The organism is Actinoplanes sp. NPDC048791 (assembly GCF_040650095.1).
GTDB lineage: Bacteria > Actinomycetota > Actinomycetes > Mycobacteriales > Micromonosporaceae > Actinoplanes.
Genome location: NZ_JBEZGQ010000300.1, coordinates 1 through 3,727 on the forward strand (window position 1 = coordinate 1; position 3,727 = coordinate 3,727).

The following is a 3,727-nucleotide window of genomic DNA, read 5'->3' on the forward strand; positions in this document are numbered from 1 at the left end:
GCGGTTCGCCGCGAACGCCCGTACGAGATCGTGGAACGCGTACCGGCCCTCGCCGGCGGGTTGCACCAGATGGTCCCGGCACAGGTCGTCGAGCTCCGCGCGCACCGTGGCCGGGTCCGCGCCGGCCAGCGCCGCTGCCGCGTACCCGTCGAAGTCCGGCCCGGGATGCAGCGCGAGCAGGCGCAGCAACCGCCGGCACCCACCGAGGTGGTCGTAGGAGACGCGCAGGGTCAGCTCGACGACGTCATCGAGCCGCCGCTCCTGCCGGCGCTCGTCGAGCCGGTCGGCGTGGTCGGTCAGCGTCCACCAGGGCGTCGCCCGCAGCTGCCCGCTCATCAGGGCCAGCGCGAGCGGAAGGTAACCGCAGCTCCGGGCGATCCGGGCCGGTGCCGACGGGTCCGGCCCGAGCGGGACCGGCGGGCGCACCGCGCCGAGAAAGCGCAGCGCTTCCGCCGGCGTGAACGCGTCCACGGCGAGGCGCGTGGCTCCCACGATCCCCGGGAGCCGGCGCCGGCTGGTGACCAGCGCGAACGACCCGGGCGTGTCCGGCAACAGCGGCTCCAGTTGCTGCTCGTCGGCGGCGTTGTCGAGCACGAGCAACACCCGCAGCCCGGTGAGCCGCTCCCGCAGCGCGGTGGCGCGCGCTGTCATCCCGTACGGGATGCGCAGGCTGGGCACCCCCAGGCTCTGCAGCATGCCGTCGAGCACGGCCGAGGGATCGGCCGGCGGCTGGGTCGCGTCCTCGTGGAAACCGCGCAGGTTGACGAACAGCACCCGGTCGAAGGTGTGCTCCGCGGCGAGCAGGTGCCCGGCCCGGACCGCGAGCTGGGACTTGCCGGCGCCGGCCATCCCGGTGATGAGGCAGACCCGGGTGCCGTCGCCGAAGGCCGACCGGACCCGCTCCAGCTCGGACTCCCGTGCGGTGAACGCGGGCAGGGCTGCCGGCAGGGCGGCGCTGACCCGTACCTGGGCAGCGGCCTGGATCTCACCGCCGACGACCCGCAGCGCCTGCCGCCAGCGCGCGACATAGCCGGGATCGGTGTGCAGGGCCTCGACGACGGCGTCCACCAGATCGGCGTTCAGCCGGCGCCGCCCGGGCCGGAAACAGTCGACCACGGTGGTCCGGTCGACCAGGTCGGCCGCCCGTCCCGAGCGCGACCAGGCGGCATTGACGCGCGCGGTGATCGTGTCGAACGAGGGACTCCCGGCCCACGCCTTGAGCAGCCGCAACCGTTGCACGATCTCGTCGACCGAGCCGGCCCGTTCGGGATCAGGCGGACTCGCGAAAGCTGACACGCCAGAACCCTATTCACCCGGCCGCTTTCCCTCACGGAAAGTCACCGATGCGACAAGGACGACGACCGAAACTTTCGGCAACGGCGGGTGCTTCAGTGAGGGACAAAACGGTCGCGCGGCTTGCGGTCTCCTCGTTTCTGCCTTGTCCGCCAGTGCAGCTGAGCTGGGCGGATCCGCCATGGGTGGCATTTTGTCCAAGTTCGTAATTCCGGTGTGTTTCCGGAAGTTGTTGACTTCGCCATGGCCGCCGATCGATACTTCAGCCGTCAATCGATAGATGGACATGAACCCCGCCTGGTCCCCCGCCAGGCTCCCCCCGAGGAGGACGTCCGCGATGCAAGTAGCTCCCGTGCAACCGAAGGGCCGCCGGCGCGGCCTGGTCAGAACGCTGTTCGGTGTCGGCTGCGCCATGGCGATCGCCCTCGCCGGCACCGCGATGGCGGTCGACGCCAGCGCCGAGGCCAACCGGACCGTCACGTCGAACACCACCGGCAGCCACAACGGCTACTTCTTCTCGTTCTGGAAGGACAGCGGCAACGTCTCCATGACGCTGGGGCCGGACGGCAACTACACGTCCCAGTGGAGCAACGTCAACAACTGGGTCGGCGGCAAGGGCTGGGCGACCGGTGCCCGGCGCACGATCAACTACTCCGGCTCGTTCAACGTCAACGGCAACGGCTACCTGGCGCTCTACGGCTGGACCCGCAACCCGCTGGTCGAGTACTACGTGGTCGAGAACTTCGGCAACTACAACCCGAGCACGGGCGCGACCCGGCTCGGCACGGTGACCTCGGACGGCGGCACCTACGACGTCTACCGCACCCAGCGGGTCAACCAGCCGTCGATCGAGGGCACGGCGACGTTCTACCAGTACTGGAGTGTGCGGCAGCAGAAGCGCACCGGCGGCTCCATCACCACCGGCAACCACTTCGACGCCTGGACCCGCTCCGGTCTGCAGCTCGGCTCGCACGACTACCAGATCATCGCGACCGAGGGCTACCAGAGCAGCGGCAGCTCGAACATCACCGTGAGCAGCGGCGGCACCACGGTCCCGAACCCGGGCCAGACGACGACCCCGCCGGCCGGCGGTGGTGGTGGCTGCACCGCCGCGGTGACCGCCGGAGACTCGTGGTCCGACCGCTACAACCTCAACGTCGCGGTCAGCGGCTCCAGCAACTGGACCGTGACGATGAACGTCGTGGCACCGCAGAAGGTGCTCTCGACGTGGAACATCTCCGCGAGCTACCCCAGCGCCCAGACCCTGGTCGCCAAGCCGAACGGCAGCGGCAACAACTTCGGCGTGACGATCCAGAAGAACGGCAGCACCACCTGGCCGAGCGTCTCGTGCCAGGCCGGCTGATCCGGACCAGTTCGATCCGAGAGGAGGAACGTGCCGCATGCTGACCACATCACGTCGGTGGAGAGGGACGCTGACCGGCCTGACGGTGGCCGCCCTGGCCGCCCTGGGCTTCGTCGCCACCACTGTCACCGCCACGCCGTCCGAGGCGGCCACCTGCAACGGCTACGTCGGACTGACCTTCGACGACGGGCCGTCGGGCAACACCCAGGCCCTGCTGAACGCGCTGCGTCAGAACGGCCTGCGGGCCACCATGTTCAACCAGGGCAACTATGCCTCGCAGAACCCGGGCCTGGTCCGGGCCCAGGTCGACGCGGGCATGTGGGTCGGTAACCACAGCTACTCCCACGCCCACCTGACGCAGGGCAGCCAGGCCAGCATGGACTCGGAGATCAGCCGTACGCAGACGGCGATCGCGAACGCCGGCGGTGGCACGCCCAAGCTGTTCCGCCCGCCGTACGGCGAGACCAACGCGACCCTGCGCTCGGTCGAGCAGAAGTACGGCCTGACCGAGATCATCTGGGACGTCGACTCGCAGGACTGGAACAACGCCAGCACCGACGCCATCGTGGCGGCCAACGCCCGGCTCACCAACGGCCAGATCATCCTGATGCACGACTGGCCGGCCAACACCCTGGCCGCCATCCCGCGTATCGCCCAGGGTCTGGCCGGCCGCAATCTGTGCGCCGGCATGATCTCCCCGTCGACCGGCCGGGCGGTCGCCCCGACCGGCACCTCCAACCCGACGACGCCGAACCCGAACCCGACGACGACGCCACCGCCGCAGGGCGGCGGCAGCTGCACCGCCACGTTGTCGGCCGGTCAGAGCTGGAACGACCGGTACAACCTGAACGTCGCCGTCAGCGGCTCGAACACGTGGACCGTGACGATGAACATCCCGGCTCCGGAGAAGGTCCTCTCCACCTGGAACATCAACGCGAGCTACCCGAGCGCGCAACAACTCGTCGCCCAGCCCAACGGCAGTGGCAACAACTTCGGCGTGACGATTCAGAAGAACGGCAGCACCACCTGGCCGACAGTCTCCTGTCGAGTGGGCTGAACCGGATGGTGGCG

3 protein-coding genes are annotated in these 3,727 nt (G+C 69.6%); 2 read left to right on the forward strand and 1 reads right to left on the reverse strand.

What is annotated here, in order from left to right; genetic code table 11:
- The coding region (locus AB0C29_RS21830) for an NB-ARC domain-containing protein (RefSeq protein ID WP_360822849.1) at positions 1-1,296 on the reverse strand (1,296 nt) is incomplete at its 3' end.
- A gap of 334 nt (positions 1,297-1,630) precedes the next feature.
- Here AB0C29_RS21830 and AB0C29_RS21835 point away from each other — a divergent pair.
- Positions 1,631-2,656 carry a glycoside hydrolase family 11 protein gene (locus AB0C29_RS21835; protein ID WP_360822852.1) on the forward strand — a complete coding sequence of 342 codons (1,026 nt, stop codon included), beginning with the start codon at positions 1,631-1,633 and terminating at the stop codon, positions 2,654-2,656.
- Positions 2,657-2,693: 37 nt separating this feature from the next.
- Positions 2,694-3,713 (forward strand): polysaccharide deacetylase family protein, encoded by a 1,020-nt coding sequence (locus AB0C29_RS21840; RefSeq protein ID WP_360822855.1) that lies wholly within the window; start codon positions 2,694-2,696, stop codon positions 3,711-3,713.
- Positions 3,714-3,727 lie beyond the last annotated feature (14 nt).

Coding starts and splice junctions, on each gene's coding strand:
- AB0C29_RS21835 (WP_360822852.1), top strand. CDS start 1,631: ATGCAAGTAGCTCCCGTGCAACCGAAGGGCCGCCGGCGCGGCCTGGTC.
- AB0C29_RS21840 (WP_360822855.1), top strand. CDS start 2,694: ATGCTGACCACATCACGTCGGTGGAGAGGGACGCTGACCGGCCTGACG.